This is a genomic window from Streptomyces viridifaciens (genome assembly GCF_001888885.2).
GTDB lineage: Bacteria > Actinomycetota > Actinomycetes > Streptomycetales > Streptomycetaceae > Kitasatospora > Kitasatospora aureofaciens.
The window spans coordinates 1087239-1112646 of record NZ_CP090841.1; the positions used below are offsets into that span (position 1 = coordinate 1087239).

General features: G+C 72.2%; 25 protein-coding genes. 10 read left to right on the plus strand and 15 right to left on the minus strand.

From position 1 onward, the window contains the following. Window positions 1–117: 117 nt before the first annotated feature. Both BOQ63_RS12265 and BOQ63_RS12270 read right to left on the minus strand, forming a co-directional pair. The gene (locus BOQ63_RS12265) at window positions 118–2238 is read right to left on the minus strand and encodes a putative bifunctional diguanylate cyclase/phosphodiesterase (protein ID WP_051746714.1); all 2121 of its coding nucleotides are present in this window, start codon (window positions 2236–2238) and stop codon (window positions 118–120) included. A 148-nt stretch (window positions 2239–2386) separates the two neighbouring features. Continuing rightward, window positions 2387–3193: an SAM-dependent methyltransferase gene (locus BOQ63_RS12270; protein ID WP_030281169.1), complete on the minus strand. Its 807-nt coding sequence runs from the start codon at window positions 3191–3193 to the stop codon at window positions 2387–2389. 235 nt (window positions 3194–3428) lie between these two features. Between BOQ63_RS12270 and BOQ63_RS12275 the strand changes: the two genes are divergently transcribed. The 8 genes from BOQ63_RS12275 to BOQ63_RS12310 all read left to right on the plus strand — a co-directional run bounded on the left by BOQ63_RS12275 (window position 3429) and on the right by BOQ63_RS12310 (window position 12859). Beyond that, window positions 3429–3923, plus strand: coding sequence for an SRPBCC family protein (locus tag BOQ63_RS12275; RefSeq protein WP_046387291.1), 495 nt, complete (start codon window positions 3429–3431; stop codon window positions 3921–3923). Continuing rightward, complete coding sequence (locus tag BOQ63_RS12280; RefSeq protein WP_078958635.1) at window positions 3920–5170, plus strand: aminotransferase class I/II-fold pyridoxal phosphate-dependent enzyme; 1251 nt, start codon at window positions 3920–3922, stop codon at window positions 5168–5170. The genes BOQ63_RS12275 and BOQ63_RS12280 overlap by 4 nt, the downstream gene beginning before the upstream one ends. 265 nt (window positions 5171–5435) lie before the next feature. Next, complete coding sequence (gene egtA, locus BOQ63_RS12285; RefSeq protein ID WP_030281163.1) at window positions 5436–6740, plus strand: ergothioneine biosynthesis glutamate--cysteine ligase EgtA; 1305 nt, start codon at window positions 5436–5438, stop codon at window positions 6738–6740. Further along, complete coding sequence (gene egtB, locus BOQ63_RS12290; RefSeq protein WP_150475831.1) at window positions 6737–8089, plus strand: ergothioneine biosynthesis protein EgtB; 1353 nt, start codon at window positions 6737–6739, stop codon at window positions 8087–8089. The genes egtA and egtB overlap by 4 nt, the downstream gene beginning before the upstream one ends. Next, on the plus strand, window positions 8089–8838 hold the full coding sequence (egtC, locus tag BOQ63_RS12295) for an ergothioneine biosynthesis protein EgtC (RefSeq protein WP_030281158.1): 750 nt from the start codon (window positions 8089–8091) through the stop codon (window positions 8836–8838). Before egtB ends, egtC begins: the two co-directional genes overlap by 1 nt. Window positions 8839–8883: 45 nt before the next feature. Next, window positions 8884–9855 (plus strand): L-histidine N(alpha)-methyltransferase, encoded by a 972-nt coding sequence (gene egtD / locus BOQ63_RS12300; RefSeq protein ID WP_072654223.1) that lies wholly within the window; start codon window positions 8884–8886, stop codon window positions 9853–9855. Window positions 9856–10041: 186 nt separating this feature from the next. Continuing rightward, window positions 10042–11466, plus strand: a complete 1425-nt coding sequence (locus BOQ63_RS12305) for a sugar porter family MFS transporter (RefSeq protein ID WP_050366436.1) — start codon at window positions 10042–10044, stop codon at window positions 11464–11466. 355 nt (window positions 11467–11821) lie between these two features. Next, window positions 11822–12859, plus strand: a complete 1038-nt coding sequence (locus tag BOQ63_RS12310) for a nitric oxide synthase oxygenase (RefSeq protein ID WP_072654224.1) — start codon at window positions 11822–11824, stop codon at window positions 12857–12859. Between the two features lie 326 nt (window positions 12860–13185). Here BOQ63_RS12310 and BOQ63_RS12315 read toward each other — a convergent pair whose 3' ends face one another. Then, window positions 13186–13521: a MazG-like family protein gene (locus BOQ63_RS12315; protein WP_072654225.1), complete on the minus strand. Its 336-nt coding sequence runs from the start codon at window positions 13519–13521 to the stop codon at window positions 13186–13188. Between the two features lie 621 nt (window positions 13522–14142). Between BOQ63_RS12315 and BOQ63_RS12320 the strand changes: the two genes are divergently transcribed. Then, window positions 14143–15288, plus strand: a complete 1146-nt coding sequence (locus tag BOQ63_RS12320; protein ID WP_150475833.1) for a UDP-N-acetylglucosamine--N-acetylmuramyl-(pentapeptide) pyrophosphoryl-undecaprenol N-acetylglucosamine transferase — start codon at window positions 14143–14145, stop codon at window positions 15286–15288. Here the strand turns inward: BOQ63_RS12320 and BOQ63_RS12325 are convergent. From BOQ63_RS12325 to BOQ63_RS12380, 12 genes are all read right to left on the minus strand, one after another. After that, complete coding sequence (locus BOQ63_RS12325) at window positions 15285–15746, minus strand: arsenate reductase/protein-tyrosine-phosphatase family protein (RefSeq protein WP_072656229.1); 462 nt, start codon at window positions 15744–15746, stop codon at window positions 15285–15287. The genes BOQ63_RS12320 and BOQ63_RS12325 overlap by 4 nt on opposite strands. Window positions 15747–15766: 20 nt before the next feature. Further along, window positions 15767–16909, minus strand: coding sequence for a DegT/DnrJ/EryC1/StrS family aminotransferase (locus BOQ63_RS12330; protein ID WP_072654226.1), 1143 nt, complete (start codon window positions 16907–16909; stop codon window positions 15767–15769). Window positions 16910–16927: 18 nt separating this feature from the next. Then, window positions 16928–17941, minus strand: coding sequence for an ATP-grasp domain-containing protein (locus BOQ63_RS12335; protein WP_150475834.1), 1014 nt, complete (start codon window positions 17939–17941; stop codon window positions 16928–16930). Next, window positions 17938–18909 carry a dTDP-glucose 4,6-dehydratase gene (gene rfbB, locus BOQ63_RS12340; protein WP_150475835.1) on the minus strand — a complete coding sequence of 324 codons (972 nt, stop codon included), beginning with the start codon at window positions 18907–18909 and terminating at the stop codon, window positions 17938–17940. The genes BOQ63_RS12335 and rfbB overlap by 4 nt, the downstream gene beginning before the upstream one ends. 36 nt (window positions 18910–18945) lie before the next feature. Beyond that, window positions 18946–19500, minus strand: coding sequence for a dTDP-4-dehydrorhamnose 3,5-epimerase family protein (locus tag BOQ63_RS12345; RefSeq protein ID WP_191093554.1), 555 nt, complete (start codon window positions 19498–19500; stop codon window positions 18946–18948). Then, window positions 19497–19718 (minus strand): hypothetical protein, encoded by a 222-nt coding sequence (locus tag BOQ63_RS12350; protein ID WP_191093555.1) that lies wholly within the window; start codon window positions 19716–19718, stop codon window positions 19497–19499. The genes BOQ63_RS12345 and BOQ63_RS12350 overlap by 4 nt, the downstream gene beginning before the upstream one ends. Window positions 19719–19820: 102 nt before the next feature. Next, window positions 19821–21137 (minus strand): helix-turn-helix domain-containing protein, encoded by a 1317-nt coding sequence (locus BOQ63_RS12355; protein ID WP_150475838.1) that lies wholly within the window; start codon window positions 21135–21137, stop codon window positions 19821–19823. A 310-nt stretch (window positions 21138–21447) separates the two neighbouring features. Further along, window positions 21448–21933, minus strand: a complete 486-nt coding sequence (locus BOQ63_RS12360) for a hypothetical protein (RefSeq protein ID WP_150475839.1) — start codon at window positions 21931–21933, stop codon at window positions 21448–21450. A 180-nt stretch (window positions 21934–22113) separates the two neighbouring features. Then, window positions 22114–22656: an ATP-binding protein gene (locus tag BOQ63_RS12365; RefSeq protein ID WP_191093556.1), complete on the minus strand. Its 543-nt coding sequence runs from the start codon at window positions 22654–22656 to the stop codon at window positions 22114–22116. Further along, window positions 22653–23066, minus strand: a complete 414-nt coding sequence (locus tag BOQ63_RS12370) for a hypothetical protein (protein ID WP_143174703.1) — start codon at window positions 23064–23066, stop codon at window positions 22653–22655. The genes BOQ63_RS12365 and BOQ63_RS12370 overlap by 4 nt, the downstream gene beginning before the upstream one ends. Further along, complete coding sequence (locus BOQ63_RS12375; protein WP_072654230.1) at window positions 23059–23556, minus strand: hypothetical protein; 498 nt, start codon at window positions 23554–23556, stop codon at window positions 23059–23061. The genes BOQ63_RS12370 and BOQ63_RS12375 overlap by 8 nt, the downstream gene beginning before the upstream one ends. Further along, window positions 23553–24116 (minus strand): DUF6415 family natural product biosynthesis protein, encoded by a 564-nt coding sequence (locus tag BOQ63_RS12380; protein WP_143174704.1) that lies wholly within the window; start codon window positions 24114–24116, stop codon window positions 23553–23555. Before BOQ63_RS12380 ends, BOQ63_RS12375 begins: the two co-directional genes overlap by 4 nt. Before the next feature lie 173 nt (window positions 24117–24289). Between BOQ63_RS12380 and BOQ63_RS12385 the strand changes: the two genes are divergently transcribed. Then, window positions 24290–25399, plus strand: coding sequence for a helix-turn-helix domain-containing protein (locus BOQ63_RS12385; RefSeq protein WP_072654232.1), 1110 nt, complete (start codon window positions 24290–24292; stop codon window positions 25397–25399). Window positions 25400–25408: the final 9 nt, after the last annotated feature.

Genomic DNA, 25408 nt, shown 5'->3' on the forward strand with positions numbered 1-25408 from the left:
TCATCCCGCATACCGGTCAGGACCGGAGGGGCTTTCCGCAACGCTTCCGGAACGGTTGCCGGACCGGAACAACAGCCGGGAGTGAGACCAAGGACGGCCGGGAACGCGGCCCGGGGGTCACCGCTCCTCGACCGGGCGCCCCTTCGGCTCCTCGACGATCCGGCGGGCGATCTCGGCGGGCCGCACCGGGCGGCCGAAGTGCCAGCCCTGCGCCCAGTCGCAGCCCATCTCGCGCAGCCGCTCGGCGTCCTTGCGGGTCTCCACGCCCTCGGCGGTGACGTTCAGTCCGAGCGTGTGCGCCATCGACACCAGGCCGCTGACGATCCGCCACCCGGTGGCCCCGTCCTTCGCCGGGTCGTGGAGGTCGCCGACGAAGGAGCCGGCGATCTTCAGCCCGGAGACCGGAAGGTCGCGCAGGTAGGCGAGGTTGGACCAGCCGGTGCCGAAGTCGTCCACCGCCAGCGACACCCCTTGGTCGACCAGCCCGTGCAGGGTGCGCAGCGCCTCGTCCTCGGGGCCGACCACGGTCGACTCGGTGATCTCCAGCTGCAGCCGGGCCGGGTCCAGGCCGGTGCTGTCCAGGATCCGGCCGAGGTCGGTGACCAGCGCGGCGCTGCGCGCCTGCCGTACCGCCAGGTTGACGTTCAACTGCGGTGCGGCGTCGCCGTACTGCTTGATCCACTCGGCGGCCTGGCCGCAGGCCTGCTCCAGCACCCAGCGGCCGAGCGGCATGATCAGCCCGGTCTCCTCGGCGGTGGTGACGAACTCGTCCGGGCCGAGCACGCCGAGCTGCGGGTGGCGCCAGCGCACCAGCGCCTCGACGGCGGTCATCCGGCCGTCGGCGAGGCGGTAGAGCGGCTGGTAGTCGATGAAGAACTCGCCGCGGTCCAGGGCGGCCGGCATCCGGACCGACACCGCGTAGCGGCTGACCGCGCGGGCGTTCTCCTTGGGGTCGAACAGCGTCCAGCGGCCGCGGCCGGCCTCCTTGGCGCGGTACAGCGTCAGGTCGGCGGCCCGGACGGCGGCGCCGGGGGTGGTGGTGGACACCCGCCGTTCCAGCACGCCGACGCTGGCGCCGACGGCGAGCTTGTGGTCGCCGATCAGCACCGGCCCGGCCAGCGCCTTGAGCACCGTCTTGGCGGCGGCCACCGCCTCCTGCTCGCCGCGGCAGTTCTCCAGCAGGACGACGAACTCGTCGCCGCCGAGCCTGGCGACCAGGTGGCCGAGCGGGGTGAGGGCGGCCTTCAGCCGGGCGGCGACGGCGGACAGCAGCTGGTCGCCCATGTCGTGGCCGAGGCTGTCGTTGACCACCTTGAAGCCGTCGAGGTCGACGTAGCACAGGCCGAAGCGGGCGCCCGGCTCCGGGTTCTCGAACAGCTTCTCCAGCCGTTCGAAGAAGGCGGCGCGGTTGGGCAGGCCGGTCAGCGGGTCGTGGGTGGCCTGGTGGCGCAGCCGCTCCTGGAGCCGGTAACGGTCGGTGACGTCCTCCAGCATCGCGACCTGGTACTGCGGGACGCCGTCGTCGTCGCGGATCAGCGAGACGGTCAGGTGGGTCCAGATGATCTCGCCGTCCTGGCGGTAGTACGGCTTGTCGAACTGGAAGTACTCCCGCTTGCCGCTGATCAGCTCCTCGTACGCCTCCCAGACGCCCGGGGTGTCCTCGGGGTGGACGAGATCGCCGACCCGGCGGCCGATCATGTCCGCCGGGGCCGCGCCGAACAGCTCCTGGAGGGCCTTGTTGACGGCCAGGATGTTGCCGTCGGTGTCGCCGATGCCGATGCCGATCGCGGCGCTCTCGAACAGGGCGCGGAACCTGGCCTCGGAGGCGCGCAGCGCGCGCTCGGCCTCCTTGCGGGCGGCGTCGGCGGCGGTGCGGATGGCCTCCTGCTCGCTCAGGGTGCGCTCGCGCAGGGCGTTCGCCCAGCCGGCCGCGAAGGCGCCGGTGAGAGCGGGGCCGCGGTCGTCGCCGATCGGCTGGGACTGCAGCAGTTCGACCGCGCGGGCGAGCAGGACGGGGTCGGTGAAGTGCGCGTCGACCAGCTCGGCGCCGGCCTGGGCGGCCAGCCGGGGCTGGAAGGGCTCGTCCAGTTGGGCGCGGTGCAGCAGCGCGGCGGTCCGCGCGACCAGCCGGCCGAGCAGTCCGGGGTGGACGGCGATGCCGTGGTCGGCGGAGAGCAGCCGGGACCAGTCCTCGTGGAACCGCTCGGCGCTGCCGTTCACCGGGGTCGTGCCGCTCATCCGGCCGCCCCGGTTCTGCGTCGCGTGCTTCGGGCCGTGCCGGGTCCGGTGGTGCGCAGGCCCGGTCGCCCGGTGGTGCGCAGGCCCGGGCGTCCGGCGGCCGTCCCACGGGGCGTACGGCCGTCGGTTGCGCGCCCGGTGCGACCGTTCAAGAACGGAACCCCACGCCCGCCACCCCGGCGATCCGCTCGGGGTGCTCGCCGACCGTACCCGGCTGGTCCGGGCGCCACCGCGGCAGCGGGACCACGCCCGGCTCGACCAGCTCGAAGCCGGCGAACATGGCGGTGACCTGCTGGTTGGTGCGCATGGTCAGCGGGGTCGGGGTCATCCGGTAGAGCTTCTGGTGGTCCTCGGCCTGGTCGGGGCGGGCCTCCAGGGAGGCGTGCGAGAGGGCCAGCGCGCTGCCCGCCGGGAGCCGGTCGCGGATCGTGGCGATCAGCTTCGACGGGTTCTCGTCGTCGCTGACGAAGTGGGCGACGGCCACCAGCAGGACGGCCACCGGCTCGCCCTCGGCCAGGAGTGCGGCCACCTCGGAGCGGTCCAGCAGGTCCTCGACGTCGCGCAGGTCGGCCTGGACGACGGCGCTGTCCGGGTCGTCCTCCAGCAGCAGGCGGCTGTGGGCGACGGCGACCGGGTCGCGGTCCACGTAGACGACCTTCGCCCCGGGGCGGATCGCGCGGGCGATCTCGTGCACGGCGCCGAAGGTGGGGATGCCGGAGCCGATGTCCAGGAAGCGGGTGATGCCCTGCTCGGCGAGGAAGGTCACGGCACGGCGCAGGAAGGCGCGGTTGGAGCGCATGATCTGGGGCAGCTCGGGCCACAGGGCGAGCGCCTTGCGGGCCATCTCGCGGTCGACCTCGAAGTTGTGGGAGCCCCCGAGGTAGTAGTCGTACACCCGCGCGGCGTTCGGCTTGTCCAGGTCCGTACCTTCCGGTACCCAGCTCGGTCGCCGCATGCCTGTGACTCCTTCACTCCGGTTCCGGGGGTGCAGCGCCTGGAGATGCTGCCGTGACTGATGAGACTACAAGCCCAGCAGATCCTCCCCCGCACCCCGAACGGGTGCAAGCGGAGTGCGCACTTCCCCGTGGTCCGCACTCTCTGCCCGGAATCACCGGGCGTTCGCTCCGCGGTTCGCGCCCGCTCGCCCTCGTTCACCCCTCGGGCGGCGGGTGCCCGACTAGGGTGGGCGCGTGGATCCCAACCACTACCGCTTCCGGGGCGTGTGGCGGCTCGCGGCGCCCGCGTCGGCGGTGTACGCGGCGCTGGAGGACGTCCGGGGCTACCCGCTGTGGTGGCCCGAGATCCGCGAGACCCGGGAGACCGGCCCCGACAGCGGGGAGGTGGTGATCCGCGCCCTGCTGCCGTACCGGCTGGTGATCGGTCTGGAGACCCGGCGGCGCGACCCCGCGGCCGGAGTGCTGGAGGCCGCGATGCGGGGCGACCTCGACGGGTGGTCGCGGTTCACCGTCACGGCGGACGGGCCGGGCGGCGCGGCGTGCCGGGTGCTGTTCGAGGAGGACACCCGGCCCGGCAAGCCCCTGCTGCGACGCCTCGCCCTGCCGCTGCACCCCGTGTTCCGGGCCAACCACGCGGTGATGATGCGCCGGGGGCGCCGCGGGCTGGCGGCGTACCTGGCGGGCAGCGGCACCCACGGAACGGGCGAGCGGGAGGCGGCGAACAGATGACAGCTGACAACTTTCAGCGAACAGATGACACCTTTCGAAATCTGTCAGCTGTCAGCCGTCCGCCGGCCTCCACCGCCGCCTGCGACGACCCGGCCGCCTTCGACGTGCCGTTCGCCTTCGACGCCCCCTTCGACCGCACCGGCACCGGCAGCAGCAAGTGGGCCCGGGCCGCCGCCCCCGGGGTGATCCCCATGGGCCTGGCGGACATGGACCTGCCCGGCCCGCCCGCCGTCGCCGAGGCGCTGGAACGGCGCGCCCGCCACCGCGCCTACGGCTACACCGTCTGCGACCCGGCCGGGCGGACCCTGGTCGCCGACTGGTACCGCACCCGGCACGGTGCCGAGGTGGACCCGGACTGGGTCCTGCTGCTGCCCTGCGGCCCGCGCACCGCCCTCCGCCACCTCCTGGAGACCGTACGGACGGACGCCGCGCAGCCGCAGCCCCCCGTCCTCTTCCCCACCCCCGAGTGGGGCGGCTTCGCCCAGCTCTGCCGCGCGGCCGGCCTCCCGTACCTCGAACTGCCGCTGCCCCTCGGCCTCGACGGCTACCGCCTCCCGCGCGGCCCGTTCGCCGGCCCCGCGTCGGCCGTGCTGCTCAGCAACCCCCACAACCCCTCCGGCACGGTGTGGCCGCCCGGCCGGCTGCGGTCCCTGGCCGAGTACGCCGCCGAGGCGGACGCACTGCTGGTCTCGGACGAGGTGCACGGCGACCTCACCCACCCCGGGCGGGCCCACCCCGTCGCCGTCACCACCGTCGAGCCCGCCCTACGCCGCCGCGTGGTCACCCTCAACTCGGTCGGCAAGACCTTCAACTGCTCCGGCATTCCCAGCAGTTTCGCCCTCGTCCCGGATCCCGGGCTGCGCGCCCGCCTCACCGACACCCTGGCCGGCTACGGCCTCTGGGAGGGCGGCCTGCTGGAGCAGACCGTGCAGCGGGCCGCACTGGCCGAGGGCGGCCCCTGGCTGGACGCACTGCTCGCCCACCTCGCCGCCGCCCGCACCCGGCTCACCGACCGCCTCGGCCCCGCCGTCCGCTCCACCCCGCACGCCTCCTACCTGCTCTGGCTGGACGCCGCCGCCCTCGGCCTGCCGCCCGCCACCGCCCGCGCGGCGCTGCTGGAGCGCTGCGGCCTGGAGGCCTCGGACGGCGCCGAGTTCGGCCCGGGCGGCACGGGCTCGCTACGCCTCAACTACGCCCTGCCGGGCCCCGTGCTGGACACCGTCCTGGAGCGGCTGGACCGGCTGTGACCGGGGCATGTGCCCCTGCCGGACACGCCGCCCCCGCTCCTCGCCGCACCACCTCCGGACCCCCGCATTCACCCGTTCGCCACGTTCCTGACCTGCCGGAACGAACATTCACGCGATATTTGCGGAGCGGCCCGGCATGCTCCGTAGCAGACTGGGCAGGGTAGACCGGGCCGCAATCGTGATCCCGAGGATGGTGAGTCCGGTGATACCGACGTCCCGCACCACTCCGCCCGACCGGCAGAGCGCACCGCCTCCCCCCACGGGGGTGACCCCGCTGACCGAATCGGGGGCGCTCAGCCACGTGTCGGGCGTCTGTTTCAAGATCGGACCGCCCAGTCTGGTGGGTGTCGAGGTCGAGTGGTTCGTCCATGACGACCGATGTCCCACTCGTCCCGTCCAGCCCGAACTGCTCCACGCGGCGCTGGAGTCGCTGCCTCTCGGCGGCCCCGACGGCACCTCGCTCCCCTCCGGTTCGCGCCTCACGCTCGAACCCGGCGGACAGGTCGAGCTCAGCTCCCCGCCCGCCACCGGCCTCCTGGCCTGCGTCGACGACACCCGTCGCGATCTGACCGCCTTGCGGGCCGCCTTCGCGGCGCAGGGCCTCCGGCTCACCGGCACCGGCACCGACCCGCTCGCCCGCCCGCGCCGGATGGTGCTGGACCACCCCCGCTACCTCGCGATGGAGCGCTTCTTCGAATCGGCCGGCCCCTGGGGCCGGGTCATGATGACCGGTACCGCGTCCGTGCAGGTATGCCTGGACGCCGGCGACGCGGACGGTCCGCACGCGGCCGAACGGCGCTGGCAGCTGGTCCACCGGCTGGGTCCGGTGCTGGTCGCCGCCTTCGCCAACTCCCCGGTCCTGGACGGCAAGCCGACCGGCCACCGGTCCACCAGGCAGACCGTCTGGTCCCGGATGGACCCGTCCCGCACCCTCGCCCCCGAGTCCGACCACGGCGACCCGCGCGAGGCCTGGGCCCGGTACGTGCTGGACGCCCAAGTCGTGTGCGTGCGACGGCCGGAGGGACTGCCCTGGACGGCCCCGCCCGACCTGACCTTCCGCGACTGGATCCGCGGCGGGAGCGAACGCCCGCCCACACTCGCCGACTTGGAGTACCACTGCACGACCCTGTTCCCGCCGGTGCGCCCGCGCGGCCACCTGGAGCTGCGGATGATCGACGCCCAGCCCGGAGACGGCTGGATGGTGGTCACCGCACTGGTCACCGCGCTGCTGGACGACCCGGTGGCCGCCGACGCCGCGTTCGCCGCCCTGGAGCCGCTGGACGCCCTCGACCGGCAGCAGGGCGCCGCCGCCCCGCGCCCCCCGCGCAGCGCGGCCTGGCGCCGCGCCGCCACCCTGGGCGTCGCCGACCCCGAGCTGCGCCGCGCCGCCCTCACCTGCTTCGACGCCGCCGACGCGGCGCTGGGCCGCCTGCCCGGCGCCGGGCGGCTGCGCGCCACCGTCGCCGAGTTCGCCGAGCGCTACCCCGCGCGCGGCCGCTGCCCGGCCGACGACCAGCTGGACGCCCTGCGCTCCGGCACCCGACGCACTCCGCCGGAGGAGGCATCATGACCGACGTCCGACCGCCCGCCGCCCCGGACACGGGCACGACGGGCACCGAGGCGCTGCGCGAGGCCATCGCCGCCGAACTGCTGGCCGCCCGCGCCCGGACCGCCGCGCTGACCGACTGCGTCGAGGACGCCGACCTCACCGCCCAGCACTCTCCGCTGATGTCGCCGCTGGTCTGGGACCTCGCGCACATCGGCAACCAGGAGGAGCTCTGGCTGCTGCGCAACGTCGGCGGCCGCGACCCGATGCACCCCGAGATCGACCCGCTCTACGACGCGTTCCAGCACCCCCGGGCCGAGCGTCCCGCCCTGCCGTTGCTGCCGCCCGACGAGGCCCGTGGCTACGCCCACGAGGTGCGCGGCCGGGTACTGGACCTGCTGGCTGCCAGCCCCCTGGAGGGGGCGCCGCTGCTGGACGCCGGATTCGCCTTCGGGATGATCGCCCAGCACGAGCAGCAGCACGACGAGACGATGCTGATCACCCACCAGCTCCGCCGCGGCGAACCCGCCCTGGCCGCTCCCCCGCCACCGCCGGCCCCCGCCGACGCGGCCACCCTGCCGGCCGAAGTCCTGATCCCGGCGGGCCCGTTCACCATGGGCACGGACACCGAGCCGTGGGCGCTGGACAACGAGCGCCCGGCGCACACCGTCGATCTCCCGACGTACTTCCTGGACACCACCCCGGTCACCAACGCCGCCTACCAGCGCTTCATCGCCGACGGCGGCTACGACGACCCGCGCTGGTGGACGAAGGAGGGCTGGGACCACCGCCTGCGGGCCGAGCTGAGTGCCCCGCTGTTCTGGAAGCAGCAGGACGGCCAGTGGCTGCGCCGCCGCTTCGGCACGGTCGAGCCCGTCCCGCCGAACGAGCCCGTGCTGCACGTCAGTTGGTACGAGGCGGACGCGTACGCCCGCTGGGCCGGGCGGCGGCTGCCGACCGAGGCCGAGTGGGAGAAGGCGGCCCGGCACGACCCGGCCACCGGCCGCTCCCGCCGCTACCCCTGGGGCGACGGCCCGCCCGGCCCCGAGCAGGCCAACCTCGGCCAGCGCCACCTGCGCCCGGCCGCCGCCGGCAGCTACCCGGAAGGCCGGTCACCGTACGGGGCACGGCAGTTGATGGGCGACGTGTGGGAGTGGACGGCCAGCGACTTCCACCCCTACCCGGGGTTCCGAGCCTGGCCGTACAAAGAGTACTCGGAGGTCTTCTTCGGGCCCGAGTACAAGGTGCTGCGCGGCGGCTGCTTCGCGGTGGCCCCGGTCGCCTGCCGGGGCACCTTCCGCAACTGGGACTACCCCGTCCGTCGGCAGATCTTCTCCGGCTTCCGTACCGCCCGTAGCGCGGAGGAGTCCTGATGTGCCGTCATATCGCCTACCTGGGCGAGCCGTTGGCGCCGCAGGAGCTGCTGGTGCACCCGCCGTACGCACTGTACCGGCAGTCCTGGGCACCCCGGACCCAGCAGTACGGGACGGTCAACGCGGACGGCTTCGGCCTGGGCTGGTACGCGGACGGTGACGAACTGCCCGCCCGCTACCGGCGGGCCGGGCCGATCTGGGCCGACGCGACCTTCGCCGACCTCGCCCGGGTGATCCGCACCGGGGCACTGCTGGCGGCCGTCCGCTCCGCCACCGAGGGCTGCGCGGCGGGCGAGGGCGCTGCTGCGCCGTTCGCCGCCGGTCGCTGGCTGTTCAGTCACAACGGCGCAGTGGCGGGCTGGCCCGGCAAGCTGGACGCACTGGCCGCCCTGCTGCCGCCCGCCGAGCTGCTGGAGCTGGAGGCCCGTAGCGACTCCGCCCTGCTGTGGGCCCTGACCCTGCACCGGCTGCGCCGGGGCGCGGACCTCGGCGAGGCGCTGGCGGGCACGGTGGCCGACGTCGCCGCGCACACCACCGGGCGGCTCAACCTGCTGCTCACCGACGGCACCTCGCTCGCCGCGACCACCTGGGGCGACGACCTGCACCACCGGAGCCTGCCCGGCCTCGGCACGGTGGTGGCCTCGGAGCCGTACGACGACGACCCGGGCTGGACGTCCGTCCCGGACGGCTCCCTGCTGCTGGCCGATGCCGGGGGCGTCCGCGTCCGGCAGCTCCCCAGCCACTACTGACCCTCCGCTCTCCCTTCATCTTCTGAACAGAGGAACCACCCTGTCATGGACACTTTCGATCTCACCCGACTGCTGCCCCCCGACCACTTCAGCACCGCCCTGCGCCACGACGTCCGGCAGGGGCTGACCGCCGACCCCAAGCGGCTGCCGCCGAAGTGGTTCTACGACGCGCGGGGCAGCGAGCTGTTCGAGGAGATCACCCGACTGCCCGAGTACTACCCGACCCGCGCCGAGCGGGCCATCCTCACCGCCCGGGCCGGCGAGATCGCCGCCGCGACCCGGGCCCACACGCTCGTCGAGCTGGGCTCCGGCTCCTCCGAGAAGACCCGGCTGCTGCTGGACGCGCTCCGCTCGCTCGACACCCTGGAGGACTACGTCCCGGTGGACGTCAGCGAGAGCGCGCTGACCTCGGCCGGCGCCGCGCTCGCCGCCGAGTACCCCGGACTGGCCGTGCACGGCGTGCTGGCCGACTTCACCTCCCGGCTCGGCCTCCCCCCGGAGGGCGGCCCCCGCCTGGTCGCCTTCCTCGGCGGCACCCTCGGCAACCTGCTGCCGAAGGAGCGCGCCGCCTTCCTGCGCGGGCTGCGCGCCGCCCTGGACCCCGGCGACTTCCTGCTGCTCGGCACCGACCTGGTCAAGGACCCCGCGGTGCTGGTGGCCGCCTACGACGACCGCGCCGGGGTGACGGCCGAGTTCAACCGCAACGTGCTCAACGTGCTCAACCGCGAGCTGGGCGCCGACTTCGACCCGACCGCCTTCGAGCACGTCGCGCTCTGGGATCCGGAGCAGGAGTGGATCGAGATGCGGCTGCGCTCGCTGCGCGCGCAGACCGTGAAGATCCCGGCCCTGGACCTGCCGGTGCACTTCGACCGGGGCGAGGAGCTGCGCACCGAGGTCTCGGCCAAGTTCCGCCGGGAGCGGGTGGCCGACGAGCTGACGGCGGCCGGGCTGCGGCTGACCCACTGGTGGACCGACCCCGAGGGCCGGTTCGGGCTCTCGCTGTCCGCCCCGGCGTGAGCCGCGGGCCGCAGCCACAGGCCGTAGCCGCAGGCCGCAGGCCGCAGCCGTCGGGAAGGGTTCAATTTGCTTGTTCACCTTACGAATTCTCCGAGCTGGACCTGAGCCTCCCCGCATACAAGGCTTGAACGAATACGGGTTACGATCTCGACTACCGCTCAGCGTTGAGTACCAGGAGTCAAGATCGTGAGTGTCACCCAGAAGCCCTCCGGGGCGGCCGAGGCCACCGCGCCCGGCCGCCTCGGGTTCGTCGTCTTCATCACCGCCGCCGCAGCCCTCGGCGGCTTCCTGTTCGGCTACGACAGCTCCGTCATCAACGGTGCCGTCTCCGGCATCCAGGGGAAGTTCGGAGTCGGCAGCGGCGAGACCGGCCTGATCGTCTCCTCGGCGCTGCTGGGCTCGGCGGTCGGCGCCGCCCTGGCCGGCCGGTTCGCGGACCGCTACGGCCGCATCAAGGTCATGAAGGCGGGCGCGCTGCTGTTCGCGGTCAGTGCCGTCGGCTCGATGCTGCCCTTCTCCCCCTGGGACCTCGCCCTGTGGCGCGTCCTCGGCGGCGCGGCCATCGGCATCGCCTCGGTGATCGCCCCGACCTACATCGCCGAGGTCGCCCCGACCAAGTACCGGGGCCGGCTGGCCTCCTTCCAGCAGGCCGCGATCGTGCTCGGCATCGCGATATCCCAGCTGGTCAACTGGGTGCTGGCGGACGCCGCCGGCGGCGACACCCGCGGCCACCTGCTCGGCCTGGAGGCCTGGCAGTGGATGCTCGGCATCTGCGTCGTCCCGGCCGTGGTCTACTTCGTGCTGTCCTCGGTGATCCCCGAGTCCCCGCGCTACCTGATCCAGGCCGAGCGCCTGGACGAGGCCCGCAAGGTGCTGACCGAGGTCGAGGGCGATGGCATCGACACCGACGCCCGGATCGCCGAGATCCAGTCGCTGATCGCCTCCGACCACCGCCCCCGCTTCCGCGACCTGCTCGGCGGCCGCTTCGGCCTGCTCCCGATCGTCTGGGTCGGCATCGGCCTGTCGGTCTTCCAGCAGCTGGTCGGCATCAACGTGATCTTCTACTACTCGTCGATCCTGTGGCAGTCCGTCGGCATCGACCAGAGCAACTCGCTGCTGATCAGCTTCATCGGCTCGGTCATCAACATCCTCGGCACCGTGATCGCGATCCTGCTGGTCGACCGGGTCGGCCGCAAGCCGCTCGCCCTGATCGGCTCGGCCGGCATGGCCGTCACCCTTGCCGCAGCCGGCTGGGCGTTCTCCTCCGCGACCGGCTCCGGCGACAACGTCTCGCTGCCCGACCTCCAGGGCACCGTCGCGCTGATCTCCGCCAACGCCTTCGTGCTGTTCTTCGCGATGTCCTGGGGCGTGGTCGTCTGGGTCATGCTCGGCGAGATGTTCCCCAACCGGGTCCGCGCCGCCGCGCTGTCCGTGGCCGCCTCCGCCCAGTGGATCGCCAACTGGGTGATCACCGTGTCGTTCCCGTCGCTCTCGCGCTGGAACCTCTCGGCGACCTACCTGGTGTACGCGGCCTTCGCGGCGCTGTCGATCGTCTTCGTGGCGAAGTTCATGAAGGAGACCAAGGGCGTCCGCCTGGAGGACATGGGCTGACCAGCCGCCCATCGGCTGATCCGACGATCAGGCCTTCGGCCCCCGCACCCTAGCGCGCTGAGCGCCGGTGCGGGGGCCGAATCGTTCACTCCCTGTGCCGGGTCCGCGACCTCCGGTACTCCTGTGCGACAGGAGGGATGTGTCCTTGATCTTCGACCGGATTCGCACCCGCAGAACTGCCACCGCCCCGAGCGGCGGCTGTCCGTACGCCCACGGCCACCCGGCCCATGCGCCGGGCGCTCTCCCGCAGCAGCCCGTACCGCAGCGCCCCGACCCGCAGCCGCCTGCATCGCAGCGCCCCGACCCCCAGCCGCCTGCATCGCACCGCCCAGGCCCCCGACTTCCGTCGGTGCCAATGCCGTTCACCGATCCCGACCGGGCCGCCGAGTTCATCCGCCAGTTCCACCGCGAGCAACCCGCCGCCGGCGCCCCGGAGTCGAGGCTGCGCGCCGTCCGGGAGGAGATCGGCCGCACCGGCAGCTACCGGCACACCCCCGCCGAACTCGCCTACGGCGCCAAGCTCGCCTGGCGCAACGCCGCCCGCTGCATCGGCCGGCTGTACTGGCGCAGCCTGGTGGTCCGCGACCTGCGCCACCTGTCCGCCGCGGACGACATCGCCGCCGAGTGCTTCGAGCACCTGCGGCTGGCCGGCAACGGTGGGCGGATCCGCCCGGTGGTCTCGGTGTTCGCCCCCGACCTCCCGGGCCGCCCGGCCGCGCGGATCCTCAACCAGCAGCTGGTCCGCTACGCCGGGCACCGGGTCGACGGCGCCGTCATCGGCGACCCGGCCGGCGCCGCGCTCGCCGCCCGGGCCCGCGAACTGGGCTGGAAGTGCGCCGAGGACCGCTTCGAGCCACTGCCGCTGCTGATCCAGGAGCGCCCGGACGAGCGCCCGCACTGGTACGGACTCCCGGACGACACGACCCTGGAGGTGCCGCTGAGCCACCCCGACCACGCGTGGTTCGCCGAGCTCGGACTGCGCTGGTACGCGGTGCCCGCGATCAGCGACATGACGCTGGAGATCGGCGGCGTCCGCTACCCCACCGCGCCGTTCAACGGCTGGTACCTGGGCACCGAGATCGGCGCCCGCAACCTCGCCGACGCCGACCGCTACGACATGCTCGGCACCGTCGCCGAACGACTGGGCCTGGACACCTCCAGCGACCGCACGCTCTGGCGCGACCGCGCCCTGGTGGAGCTCAACCTCGCGGTGCTGCACTCGTTCCAGGAGGCCGGGGTGACGATAGCCGACCACCACACCGAGTCGGAGCGCTTCCTCAGGCACGTCGCCCAGGAGCGGCGGCTCGGCCGCCCGACCCCGGCGGACTGGAGCTGGATCGTGCCCCCGGTCTCCGGCGGGCTGACACCGGTCTACCACCGTAACCTGCACTAGCTCTGACCTGCGGTGATTCCCTGGCCTGCGGTAACGAGCCCGAACCTCCCCGCTTCACCCCGGATCTTCCCGCTTCTCCGCCCATGGGTGTTCTCGTGGGAACACCGGGCAAGAACATCCTCTGGAACTGGACCCCAGACGCCCTCGACCTGCGTTGACGCCCCTCCCGCCAGCCCCGAGCCTGACCGCTGGCCACCAAACGGCAGAAGCGAGCCAGCCCCGCCCGAGAATGGCCGGAAGTCTCCCCACACCCGGTCACGCGATCGGGCGGCGCGAAGGCACACAGCGGCCCCGGCGAACGCCGGAGCCGCTGCCAGGAGACATGCTCAGCGCTGCTCAGCGGACTCCAGGCCGACCCGGACGACGAGATGCCGCAGCCGCTCCGCAAGCACCTTCCTGCCGTCACCCGAGATGGTGTCGAACGCGACCATGGCCGTCACGATGACGTCGCACAGCTCCGTCTCGACGTCCGACCAGTCGTGCGACCAGCCCTTGCGGGGATTCGCTCCGAGAGCGCCGTGCACGGCTTCGGAGACCTCGCCGAACTCCTCGCCAATCTTGACGACGGGCAGCAACCGCACGTCCGCGACCGACTGCTCGTCCGCCTCGTCCTCCAGCCAGGTGCGTAACATCCCGGCCCGGCCCCACAGCCCATCTTCCATGCTGATCTCCTCGTGCTCTCAGAACAGGGCCGGCACCCAGCTCTGGCCGTAATCGGCTCCTGAACCTTCGAGTGGCTGCACCGCCTCCACACCGAGCCGGACGGACCGCGCCAAGTGGTCAGTCGGCGCGGTCGGGGGCACGCATTCGGCCTCAGGGGTGAGGCGGCGTTGATGGGCACCGGCTCCAGAACGATCCGGGGCGAAGTACCTGAGACGGAGACGGCGCCGAAGTCGAAGCGCACCCGCTCATGCGCAAGGGCGACCAGGGACAGCGACACGGAGCCCCAGACCCGTCCACGCGGTGACACCAAGCGCCGTATCAAGGCTGCGGGTCGTCCGGTGGCAGCCCGTCGCCGCGCGCGATCGGCAGCCACTGGCCCCATGCGTCGCCCAGCCGTCCGTCGGCCGGCTCGGGCCGGGCGACCGCTTCCAAGCGTGCCCGGAAGTGGACACCGCCCCGGCCCGGCATGAACCAGCTCGCGCCAGCCCCTGCCCCATCCACCTGGACACGCTCATCCTGATCACACGTCAGTCAAGTTGGTCGGATGGCTCCAGCGGCGCTGGTATGTTCCAAGCGTGAACCGGGACACCAGCGACCTCGTCTCTCGACTGGCTCGGCCTATGCGGCTGATCGTCACCGGCGGCGGAACGGGCGGCCACACCTACCCGGCCCTCACCGCCGTCCGCGCCCTGCGCTCGCGCCTCGCTGAAGCCGGCGGCGCCCTTGACGTGCTGTGGATCGGCACCGCCACTGGCCTTGAGGCAAAAGTGACCGCCGCCGAGGCCATCCCTTTCAAGACCGTCGCCACGGGGAAGCTCCGACGCTCCGCCAACCCGCTCAAGATGATCTCGCCCGCCAATGTGAAGGACATGGGCCGCGTCCCCCTGGGCGCCGCACAGGCCCGTTCCGCAGTCGCCGAGTTCGCCCCGGACGTGGTGCTCGGCACGGGTGGCTACGTCGCGGTGCCGGTCGGGGTAGCCGCCCGGATGTGCCACCGGCCGCTGGTAGTCCACGAGCAGACCGTCCGGCTCGGCCTGGGCAACCGGGCCCTGGCCCGGATGGCGACCCGGGTAGCGGTCTCCTCAGAGTCGACGCTCCAGTTCCTACCCGAGTCCGCCCGCGCCACCGCCGTGGTGACCGGCAACCCGGTACGCCCGGAGGTGCTGACCGGCCAGGGTGACAAAGCAATCCAGGCGCTCGGGCTGTGGGGCTTCGACCGTTCCCTGCCGACCGTGTACGTCACCGGCGGCGCGCAGGGTTCCCAGCAGATCAACGAGCTGGTCAGCGAGATCCTGCCGTGGCTCCTCGGCCACGCCAACGTGGTCCACCAGTGCGGGCCCAGCCACGAGGAGCGGCTGCGGGAACGGGCGTCGGTGCTGCCGGAACACCTGCGCGCCAGGTACCTGGTGACCGGTTTCGTCGGCCCAGAGCTGCCGGACGTGCTCGCCCTCGCCGACGTGGTCATCTCCCGCAGCGGCGCGGGGACGCTGGCCGAGCTGACCGCGCTGGGGCGGGCCGCGGTGTTCATCCCGCTCGCCACCTCGGCCGGGAACGAGCAGGAGCACAACGCCCGTCACCTGGCGGATGCCGGCGCGGCAGTGGCCCTGCTCGGCCGGGCCGCGCCAGACACCCTCCAGGACGCGATCGGTCCGCTGCTGACGGACCCGGCCCGCCGCGCGGACATCGCGCGACGGGCCGCCGAGCACGGCCGGCCGGACGCCGCCGACCGTCTCGTGGACGTGCTGCTGTCGGTAGTGGACCGCTAGTTCTCCAGGTCCAGCAGGTGCCGGACCGCGCCGGCCTGGATGAGCTCCACGCACACCTGGTACGCCTTGTAGTCGCTCTCCCAGGGGTCGGGCACGTCCTCGCCGCTGATGTAGAGGCCGAGCTTCGCGGCGGCCGGGGTGCCGTCTGTCATGGTCTTGAGTTCGGTGAGGACGGCGTGGTCCATGGCGAGTACCGCGTCGGCCCACTCCAGCATGCGGTGGTTGACCTTGACCGCGCGGTGGTCGCGGATGTCGTAGCCGGCTTCCTCGGCGGCCCGGATGGCGTTGCTGTGCGCCGGGCCGCCGACGTGGCGCTCGCGCAGCCCGGCCGAGCGGACCTCGACCTGCTGCCCGCCGACGTAGGCGAGCACCGCGGCGGCGAGCGGCGAGCGGTTGTGGTTGCCCAGGCAGACCACCAGGATGCGGTGGCGCTTCGGGTGGCGGAACGTCTCGCTCATCTTCGGCTCCTTGGTGTCGGTCATGAGGTGGCCTTGATCGCGTCGGCGAGCGCGGCGACCGTGTAGCGGACGCTGTCGTGGGTCATGGCGGGGTGGAACGGCAGGCCGAGGATCTGGCTGGCGACCTGTTCGGTGACCGGAAGGTCCCGGTGCCAGGGCAAGAACGCGGCCTGGGTGTGGTTGGGCGGGTAGTGCACGGCGACGCCGATGCCGTGTTCCCGAAGGTGGCGGAAGACGTCGTCCCGGTGGTGGTCGAGGACGACCACGCAGTTGAACGGCACGGTGTTCGTCACGTCCACGTCGACCAGGCGGGCGCCTTCCAGGCCGGTCAGTTCGGCCTGGAAGGTGCGCCACAGGTGCTGGCGGTGTGCGGCGGTCTGCGGAAAGTGCTGCAGCTGGGCAAGGCCGATGGCGGCGTTCAGCTGGGACATGTCGAAGCGCATTCCGGCGCCCTGGACCTCGTAGGAGGTCAGGGAGGCTCGTGCGTCCTTGGACTGGACGATGCCGAACAGGCGCAGGCTGCGGAGGGCAGCGGCTTCCTCGCGGGTGCGGGGGACGATCGTGCCGCCCTGGCCGGTGGTGAGGTTCTTGATCGGGTCGTGCGAGAAGCAGGTCAGCACGGCGGGGTCGGCGCCGACCATGGTTCCGTTCGGGTAGCGGGAACCGAAGGCGTGGGCGGCGTCCTCGATGATCTGGATGCCCCGGCCGGCCAGGTGGTCGCGGATCGGGGCGAGGTCCACGGCCCGGCCGCCGTACAGCACGGGCATGACGGCTCGGGTGTTCGGGGTGAGGGCTTCGAGCACGGTGTCCGGGGTGACGGCCAGCGTGCGGGGGTCGATCTCGGCGAATCGGGGTGCGGCGCCGTTCCAGGTGATGGCCTGGACGCTGGCGCAGAAGGTGAGGGAGGGAAGGACGACGTCGTCGCCGGGTCCGATGCCAATCGAGCGCAGAGCGAGGTGGAGCGCGGTGGTGCCGGAGTTCACGGCAACGGTGTCGGTGACGCCGAGCAGGTCGGCGACGTCGGCCTCGAACTGGTCGGTGGCCGGGCCGTGGCCCCACTGGCCGCTGGGAAGGACGGCGCCCAGGGCGACGGCCTCGGTGCCGTGCAGCAGCGGAGCGGCGTTGCGTTCGACGCCCGGGGGCCGCGTGGTGGTCGGATTCAAGGCGGGGAGCTCCCTTGGTCAGGGCGTGCCCGGGATGGGACGGGGCTGGGTGGACAGCGCGGTCACGGACTTGGTGAGGAAGGTGCCGCTGCGGTAGGCGAGCCGGCGGTGGTCGACGGGCTGCCCGAAGAGACCGTTCACGGCTTGGCGGACCAGGTCGGCTCCGGCTTCCTCGGAGAGCAGGAATCCGGCGGCGAACCGGGCGTTGATCTCGGTGATGACCACACGCGGGTCGGCACCTTCGGTGATGAAGCCCTGGACGTCCACCGGGCCGACTGCGCCGATCGCCCGGATCGCCTCGGTGACCCGCTTGGTGGCCTCCGGGTCCTCGATCGTGACGGCGACCATCGACATGCCGGCCTGGACGATCAGGCGCCGTCGTAGGGTGGCGGAGGTGCAGCCGTTGCGGTCCGTCAGGCAGTCGGCGGAGAACTCGACTCCCGGTACGCGCTGCTGGACGATCGGGTCGGGGACGAGCTCGCAGAGCACGCGGGCCTGTTCGCGGGTCCGGCAGAAGTGCACGTCCTTGGAGCCCTGGCCACGGCGCGGCTTGACGACCAGCTCGATGCCCTCGGGGACCTGGTCGATCTCGGCGGGCAGCCACGTCTGCGGGGTGGGCACCCGCGCGCCCCGCATCGCCTGGTGGAACTCCCACTTGTCGCCCGCCGCGGTGACGGTGGCCGCAGGCGGCAGCCAGGTCCGGACCCCGGCGCGTTCCAGGTGGCCGCGCAGGTGGACCAGCTGGGGCAGCTCGTTCTCGACGCAGCAGATCAGGGCGTCCGGCTTGAGGTCGTGTACCAGCTCCATCAGGTCCGCGCCGTACAGAGGGCTGTCGGCGCGCGCGATGGTGCGGGCGGTGATGCCGGGTGCGAGCAGGCCCGGGGCGAGGGGGTTGGAGTCGGTGCCGATGACCTCGTGGCCGAGCTTGAGGAGCGTGAGCGCGAGATCCAGGCCGGGGGCTCCGCCGACGCCGGTCACCAGGATGCGGCCGGGCTCCTCGGGTTCGGTCGTCCTCAGGTCGCGGCGGCTCATGCGACGGCCCGCGCAACGCAGGTCCGCCACCAGTCCGGGTTGCAGCGGTACCAGTCCACGGTCTCCGCGATGCCCGCCGCCAGGTCCTGCTGGGGCCGGTAGCCGAGCTGGGCGAGCTTGCCCCAGTCCATGGAGTAGCGGATGTCGTTGGCGGCCCGGTCCGGCACGTAGGTGACCTGATTCCAGGCGGCGCCCGTGGCTCGCAGGAGCATCCCGGTCAGCTCGATGGTGGTCAGGTCGGTGCCGCCTCCGATGTTGTACGCCTGGCCGGGGATGCCCTTGCGGAGGACCAGCTCCACGCCAGCACAGTTGTCGGTGACGTGGAGCCAGTTGCGGACGTGCTCACCGTTGCCGTGGACGGTGACCCGCTCACCGGCCAGCAGCCGGGTGACAAACAGCGGGATCAGCTTCTCCGGGTACTGACGGGGCCCGTAGTTGTTGGAGGAGCGAGTCACGCACACCGGCACGCCGTAGCTGGAGTGGTAGGCCAGGGCAATCATGTCGGAGGCCGCCTTGGACGCGGAGTACGGCACGGTGGGGCGCAGCGGGTCGGTCTCGAAGGCCGTTCCGGTCGGCAGGGAGCCGTACACCTCGTCGGTCGAGATGTGGACGAACTTGCGGATGCCGATGCGGCGCGCCGAGTCGAGGAGCGTCTGGGTGCCGAGCACGTTGGTGGAGACGAAGCCCCCGGCGTCGGCGAGGGAGCGGTCGACGTGCGACTCGGCGGCGAAGTGGACCACGGCGTCGTGGGTCTCCATCAGGGCGTCGACCAGAGCGCGGTTGAGGATGCTGCCCTGGACGAAGGTGAACTTCTTTGAGTCGGTGATGCCGTCGAGGTTTCCGAGGTTGCCCGCGTAGGTGAGCGCGTCCAGGACGGTCACCTTGGCGACGTCGTCGGCGTTGATGAGGCGGCGGGCGAAGTGCGATCCGATGAAGCCGGCGCCGCCGGTGATGAGGATGTTCTCCATGGGAGTCACCGATTCTGGGTGAGGTGTGGTGGAGGTTCAGCTGGTGTGGGCGGGCAGCAACTTGCGGTCCAGGGCCTCGGGGAGGCTCAGGTTGTTGCCCACGACGATGGAGGCGGGCTCGGGCGGCCATTCGATGGCGAGGTCGGCGTCGAGCGGGTCGATCGTGAGGAACTGCTCGGGTCGGTGTAGCTCGTTGAGCAGGTAGGTGACGGTGGAGCGGTCCGAGAGGGCGAAGGTGGCGTGGCCGACGCCGGGCGGCACGTACAGCGCGGTGCGTCGCTCGGCGTCGAGGTGTTCCAGCCGCCAGGTGCCGAAGGTGGGCGATCCGGTGCGCAGGTCCACCAAGGCATCGAGGACCGCCCCACTGGTGCAGGTGACGTACTTGGCGTGACTGGTGGTGGCGACGCTGATGCCGCGTAGCGCGCCGAGGCGGGAGACGACGGTGTTGGCTTGGGCCAAGCTGAACGAGTGGCCGGTGGCCACGCGGAACACGTTTTCCCGATAGACCTCCTGGAGTTCACCTCGGACGTCGCGGTGCGCGTTCGGTTCGAAGGCGAATGCCCCTGGGATTTCGAGGGCGCGGGCCTTCACCGGTGGCCACCCTCGATGAGCCGGTCCGGGGCGGTGGCGGGGAGCGCTGTTGCTTCGGGCTGGGCGTCGATCTGGTGCTGAGCCGCGAAGCCCAGCAGCGCGAGTACGGGCAGGTGTAGGGCTGCCCAGGAGGCGGCGAGAAACGCGCCGAGTCGGTCACGGCTCGGTGAGGTGGCAGTCAGCCCGGCAAGGGCCGGGCTGATGCTGGATGTCGGCATGGCGGGAGCCTCCGCAGCATGGGACGGGCTGACGATCCCAGTGAACTGCCGGGGCGATGCCGCAATCCGTAGCCGGGCTACGGGCCGTAGTCCGGCTACGGGTCAGACGATCTGCACGCCCGCTCGCCCCGCGAAATCCCGCACTCCCGGCAGCTTGCGGTCATGCCGCAGCAGGCCGACGGCGAGGTCACGGACCACACCACGGCGCACCTCCTGGGGGGCTGCCTCCTCGGCGGCGAGCAGGGCCCGGAACGTCTGCTCAGGCTTTCCCCATTGGTCGAACGCGCGGGCCACGTCGGTGAAGAAGCGGGCCCGCCGCTCGGCGGTCGGCAAGGCGGTCGGGTCGACCGTGCGGGCGAACTCGATCGCGCGGCCGGCGTCACCGAGTTCGTAGTGCACCGACAGCTCGTGCAGCGCGACACCCTGGATACCGTCCACCAGGCCAGAGGCACGTCCGGCAGCGGCAGCGCTGTCGGCGGCCTCCCTGATGAGAGCGTGTGCATAGGCCCGATCGCCGGCCTTCGCCGCGGTGTAGGCAGCGGTGGCGTACAGGTCGCCACGGGTGGCCAGGCGGGCGCCCTCGGACACCGAGGTGTCAGCGAGCAAGTCCTCGGCGGCGACCACCACGATGTCCGTCGCCCTGGCCAGGCTGCCCTGGCGGCGCCAGGAGCTGGACACCATCCGCTGCGCCTCGGCGGTGACCAGCGGGTCGCCGCCCGACCGGGCTGCGGTCAACGCCCGGTCGGAGGTGATCGCCACCAAGTTGTTGTCACCGATCTTGATGCACAGTCGCACCGCGATGTTGTAGAGCTGGGCGACCTGGCGGGCGCGCTCCTCCGCGGTGCCGACCACCTGGGCGGCGACGATCCGGCCCGGCAACGCCTCAGCGAGAGCGTCGTACCGAGCCGCCTTGAACTCCCGGCGAGAGGCGGCCAAGGAAGCCGCTACGGACTCCGGGGTCGGATCGCGGCGAGGCGCAGGGAGGCGTTCCGACCCATACAGCAGCAGATCCTCCAGGCCGGAGAGAGGCGGCGCCCCTTCGGCACGCGCTACGTGCTGTCCGGCGACTGGGGCGACGAGGGCGGCAGCCGCCAGCGTCAGGAACGGGCGGCGTCGCACGTCTTCGTCCTCCTCGGCACCGGAAGTCGACGCCAGCGTAGCCGAGCTGGCGCAGCGTCGGCGCGATCTCGGCCCGTTCGGGATGGGCTGCGGCAACGCCATCAGCTCGTCGATCTTTACGTCCAGAACGTTGGCCAGCAGCCGTAAGAGCCGGACGTCCTTGACCTGCTGGAGGTCCCGCTCGACCTTCGACATCCACTCCTCGCTACGGTCGAGTTCGGTCGCCAGCCGCAGCTGCGTCCAACCCTTCTCCGAGCGGTGCAGCGAGACGAACCTGCCGAACGTGATGCCATCGGTCACCGTGGCCCCCGGTGGGTAGCCGACCGCCGCCGGAGCAGCGGGCGGATGCTCCTGGTAGGGCCCCGCACGCCCACATGCGGCGCGCTGGGGCTGATCCCCGTTGTTGCCACCATGTTCCGGCGGCAGCGCTCGCCCTCCTCGACGCTAGATCGGGGAGGGGCCGGCCGACTCACTCATCGGTCCGGCCCGGCTTGCGGTCGACGTAGCTGAGGGCCTGCTCACCCGGCGGCCAGGACACCTCGGCATCGGCCGCGATCGCCTCGCCCACGTCCCCGCAGCCCGAGCCGCGCCGACGTCGAGCGGCAGGTCCTCACGCACGGCAGCCGCCGCTCCGGGGCCCGAGCCTGGCGACGTGCGCGACGTCGTCCGGCAGGCAGAGCACCCCAGGGGACTCCATCGGCACGGCCCAGTACGCCCCGGCGGTACGGTCCCGCGTGAGGCCGGGCGCCGGCACCGTCATGGTGGAGCCCCGGCCAAGGAGGGCGACACCTGGCACGGGCCAGGTGCGGACCGCGCTCGGCGGCAGCAGCGCCACGTAGAGGCCACGGTCCCCCGTGCAGAACACCGGCCCGTCGAACGACGCCGCGAGGTAGCGATCGATGGTCGCCCAGTCCGCGCTGCCCGCCGCGCTGGCGACGATGTCGGCCGGCAGGCGCGCCGCCGAGAACAGCAGCCCGCAGGGCAGCACCGTGACGCCGCGCGTCGCCCAGTCGGCGGCGGCGGCCGTCCGCTCGCTGTCGGGGAGGGCCGCCAGGAGCCAGTGCCGCACGGCGGCGGTGCGCTCGGCGCCGGTCACCAGGCGGCCTCTCAGGCCTCCGCCGGGATCAGCAGCCAGCGGCAGCGCAACGTCAACTGCATTGCCACACAAGATATCCTCCGAGGGAACTCAAAAGCGATCGATGGGAGATCCAGCCACGGAAGGCCGGGCCTCCCCGGACTGGTGTCGTCGGTCAGGCCGGGGAGGGGACTGAGGGGACTACGCGATCGCCTGGCGGCGGGGAACCGCGCACAGGCGGGAGACACGGACGGTCTCCGAGATGACGCGGGCGCGTTCGGCGGCACGGCTCGGCGGCGACACCCGCACGGCCTTCCCGAGAGCAAGCTCGGCCCACACCTTCTTGCCACCAGCGGTCACCACCGCGCCCCAGTTGACCGAGAGAGCCGCGACCACGAGCAGTCCTCGGCCGGACTCGACGTCGTCGTTGCCCAGGGCGTCCACCGACAGCCGGGGCATGGCCCTGCTCAGATCGTGGACCGTTACCACGATCCGGTCTCCGTCCGGCGACAGATGCAGAGAGGCGTGGTGCCTGCCCGGCGGGCTGTGTCTCGCGGCGTTGGCGACCAGCTCGTCGGCGACAAGCAGCACGTCGCCGAGGTCGGGTTCAGTAACACCCCAACGAGACAAGACAGTTGCGAGCACATCCCGGACCGGGTTCACGGCCGCCAGGCGGCCATCCAGCTGAGTAGCTGTCGCGTTGATGGTCAGCCGGTGGATGAGGCCTCGCTGCCCGCCCTTCACAGCTGCGCGTCCTGGGCGTTCTCGATGGGCTGCTCGACCCGTTCGCCGACCGCGACGAAGGCATCCTTGCCCTGGTGCAGGGCCAGGAGCAGGCGGCAGACCGGCGCCATCACCGCGATGTCGAACGCGCCGGCGTGTGGCGGCCGAGCGAGCAGCTCGCCTCCGACGCGCAGGGCGCCGTCCGCGAGGGTCCGCATCCGCGCACCCGGCGGCAGGTGTCGGTACCGCTCCTGGGTCGCCGCACTGAGGATCATGAGGTGACCGGTCAGCTCTTCGTGCAGCGGGTAGAGGACGTCCAGATCCGCCCCGCTGACCGCTCCGCCAGCGAGGGCCCGCGCGACGAAGGCGTCTGCGTGGGCCGCCGTGCGCAGGACCGCAGTCACGTCGACGTCGACCGGCGTCCTAGCCACAGGTCACCCCCGAACGGCGGCCTGCACGGATCAGGTTCGCCACGAGGCGTGCCGGGCACAGCATGGCGGGCGCGGACATCGGAACGGCCCAGAAGGCTCGCCCGCCGCCGTCCCGGGTCAGGCCGGGGCGCGGAACGGCCGCGGTTTGGCCCAGGCCCAGGCACCTGACCTCCGGGAGCGGCCAGTCCCGCGCCGCGTCAGCTGGCACCAGCGCGAAGTACGCGTCGTGCGCGTCGTAGCAGAACACCGGGCCGCGGTTGAGGCCGCGGGCGAGGTACCGGTCCAGCAGCCGCACGTTGTCCGTCCTCGCCGCCGAGCGGACGCCGGCTCCCGGCATCTCCACGACGGCAAACTGGACACCGGTCGGCAGCATGGCCAGGCCGCTGCGCGACCAGTCGGTGAGGGTGAGCTGCGGCACGGGAGCGGACGCGGCGATCCAGTGCGCGACGGCTCTCTGGCGTTCGGCCAGGGTCGTTACGTGGCCCTTCATCGAGTCACCTCGGCAAGCAGATCAGGGATGGGGGCCAGGGACATCAGCGTGCCCCCGGGGCGTTGGGTATCCGTGAGCGGCGTCAGGTTGCTCCGCTTGCGGCAGTCCTCGCAGGCGTGGATGGCGCGGCCCGGCCCGCTGTTCGCTTCGCCCACGCGGACGGGGCGCAGGTCGGTCGTCTTGGCCGAGCACCTATGACAGGACTCTCGGCGGTTCAGCAGATCAGCGACACCAAGGAGGAGTCGGCACGACGCGGCCAGGTGGTCAACGTGCCATGCGGCGGAGTCGAGCGTGAAGCCGTAGTCCCGGCTGCCGACGGCCTCAACCCAGTTGATCACCCGGTCCGCCTCGGCCCTCAACGTGCCCGACGGAAGTGCCGCGCGCAGAGCGCACACTTCGGGCAGGAGGGCCCGTACGAAGGCCTCCAGTCGGCCCCCGGTGCGCTTCGCGTCGTCGATCTCCGCGAACTTCCGTACTTCTTGCGCCGCTTGACGGACGGCCTCGGCGTCAAGGCCGCCTATCTGCTTTCCTCCGCCTGGGCTCATCACAAACCACTCCAAACCAGAATGAAACGCTCCCGCGTGTCACCGGTTTCGGGGAAGGCCTGGGCTCGAAGGAGGGGTCTCCGACTAGCCTCGACCGGGACGCCTATGACGGTAAGAGCCCGCGATCACAAGAGGCAGTGACCGCGGGTACGAGTAGGACGGCGCGAACTCGCAGAGCAGGGGCTCCCATGCGGTCACGATCGCCAGAAACCCTGACCGCTGGTCAGGGAAAGGCTGTACGCCCCCGCGCGGGCATCATCTCCGGGCACGTCCTACGGGTGATCCGCGAACAACTCGGCAACACCCAGGATGAATTCGCCGAACACATGGCGGTGTCGTCCGACACCGTCGCCGGATGGGAGAGCGGCCGACGCGCCCTGACGGCCGTGCCCGTCGGCCAGATGCTCGCCTACCGCCACCGGCTCATGCGCCTGGGCGCCTCCCCCGCACTGCTCCAGGCCCTCGAACGGGCCCTGGAGGCCGACGTCCTCCTCACCGGCGCCCTCGAAGAGAACACAACCGCCGCCGACAACCCGCTCGGGTTCATGGTGATGCAGCGCGACCTCATCGAGGTGCTGGCCTGGCCGCTCGGCGGCCCGGAGCCCGAATACCTCCGAAGCCTGCCGTCACCACCACGGCCACGGCGAGGGCCGTCACCGGCCGGCCCGGAGCTCACCGCCACCGACCGGACCCACTTCTTCAACAAGATGCGGCGCACTGCAGAAGCAGCACGCGGGGACGCCCACTTCCTCCTTCGCCGCCAGGCGCTCTACCTCGCGGGACTCGACGACCAGGAGGACACCCGGGAGTGGCTCGCCCACCAGCAGCGCACCGAGCGGCCGAGCGACTGGTTGAGCAACTGGCTCAACTTCCGCTCCGTCGCGATGGTGTCCGCCCGCCACGGCGACCCCGACCGGCTGGCCTACTTCATCGATACCGCGCTGTCCGACGACGCCGGCCAAGCGGCGAACCTCAACTACTGGGCCAACTGGCTCGGCGAGACCCCGCTCCAGCTCTCCGACGACTTCATCGCCGCCCCGGCAGCCGGCCCGTGGCCCGGACACAAACTCCTCGACCACCTCGCCAAGGGCCTCAACCCCGAACACGGGTACGTCGACCTGAACATCCACAGCGTGTGGTCGCTACTCCAGATCCGCTCGAACCTGCTGCGCTCAGGAGTCGCCGCAAGAACCATGCACGACCGCCTCACCGTGCTGTTGGATAGCAGCGAGATCTCACCGCGCGGTCGACGCGAACTCGAAAGCATCCGCTACGCAATCCGCCTCAGCGAGGCGTGAGAGGAGTCC